The following is a 1,097-nucleotide window of genomic DNA, read 5'->3' as shown; positions in this document are numbered from 1 at the left end:
AAACAAATCAACAATTCAACAAGGAGAGACGAGAGAAATGATAACTCAATTAACACCTTTGTTTGCAAAAGTAAGCACAAGCGTGAAACCACAAGATTTCTTTTTACAAAAGGGAAGCTGGGTAAGATTTAGTAAGGAATTTCCAGACACACATAAGTGGGCAAGAGGAAAGACTTTTGTAGTTAATCAAGAACCTATAATTGTTCCTTATGAAAATTCATACATACTTCCAGGATCAGATTATAAAGATGTAGATTTAAGTAATTCTGCAGCTGGATTAAAACTATATCCTGAAAATGAACAAGTTTTATATCAGATAGCATTAGGTTTCAAGAAAGGAGACTATTTAATGCATATTTATATTCCATCAGGTAGATACATCTACTCGTTAGGATATTCATCTATGTATCCTGATGTAACAAGTGCATCAAATCTATATCTTGGTGCAAAAACATCAACTGAAAGCTCACCAGAGTTTCCACTACTCAATATTTATGCAATTAAAAACATGGCAGCTTACGTACTGCGACATTATGTTACAAGTGGAGTAGACTTTGAAAAATGCTCAGTTAAGTTCTATATAAATAAATGTGAGTTAAGAGAAATTCCAACTCCAACTACAGAACAAGAGGACAAAGCCCTTCTTATAAGATACTACACTGAATTAACGGGGTTCTAATCATGGCTTCAAAAAGAGTAACATCAGTTATTACAACTGCGGTAACAATATTTGCAGCACCTGAACATCAAACAGGAAAAATAACTGCTATAAACATAGACAATCAAAGTGCAGCAGCAAGAACTTTAATATTTCAAGATGTCTTTACGCCAGATGCCAGTGTTGGAACTCCTTCACCATCAGCACAAACAGTGGTAAGACTTCAAGTAACCATAGCTGCAGGTCAATCAATATCTGTCGATAGAAACACATTAGAAGATATAAGAATCTTGGGAACTGCAAAAGTAGTCGGTGATGCTACTTCAACATTATGTGTAATTTTAACAAACTATCACTTTGAGTAATAACCAATAATACAAAAACACAAGGTGATAACATGATACAAAAACACATAATAACAAGTCCACCTGATGTTAAA

The 1,097-nt window shown here is 33.9% G+C and carries 2 protein-coding genes; both read left to right on the top strand.

Features of this window, described 5'->3' with window-relative positions; translation table 11 throughout:
* On the top strand, window positions 1-679 hold a 679-nt coding region (locus Q8L83_RS04550; RefSeq protein WP_305285000.1), incomplete at its 5' end, for a hypothetical protein.
* A 2-nt stretch (window positions 680-681) separates the two neighbouring features.
* Window positions 682-1,023: a hypothetical protein gene (locus Q8L83_RS04545; protein ID WP_305284998.1), complete on the top strand. Its 342-nt coding sequence runs from the start codon at window positions 682-684 to the stop codon at window positions 1,021-1,023.
* Window positions 1,024-1,097 lie beyond the last annotated feature (74 nt).

The sequence above is a fragment of the Phenylobacterium sp. genome, from assembly GCF_030680185.1.
Classification (GTDB): Bacteria; Pseudomonadota; Alphaproteobacteria; order Caulobacterales; family Caulobacteraceae; genus Phenylobacterium.
The sequence above is the reverse complement of the archived record's forward strand: the minus strand, read 5'-3'. Positions and strand labels throughout refer to the sequence as shown.